This is a genomic window from Bittarella massiliensis (ex Durand et al. 2017), assembly GCF_017566145.1.
Lineage (GTDB): Bacteria > Bacillota > Clostridia > Oscillospirales > Ruminococcaceae > Bittarella > Bittarella massiliensis_A.
Genome location: NZ_JABFCL010000278.1, coordinates 1 through 217 on the forward strand (window position 1 = coordinate 1; position 217 = coordinate 217).

General features: G+C 46.5%; 1 protein-coding gene. It reads right to left on the bottom strand.

Annotated features, from left to right (window positions below):
* Positions 1 to 217, bottom strand: a 217-nt coding sequence (locus HJY11_RS14335) for a hypothetical protein (RefSeq protein ID WP_208076542.1), incomplete at both ends; no start/stop codon positions are given.

Sequence of the window (217 nt, forward strand, 5' to 3'; positions counted from 1 at the left end):
TACAACTTCTTTTCTTCCGCCTTTGACTTCCGGTGTGAATAATCCTTCATCAGCAGCGTCTTTCCAGCTTTCCGGTACAGCAACTTCTACAACCTGTTTTGCACCTGCGTCGATTGCGTCGTAGTTCATCTGAACAATCTTGTCACCTTTTCTTCCGTAAGTAGCTTTTGCTGCCTTCTTCATCAGGTCGATCGCTTCTTCCTCCGGAATGATGGCT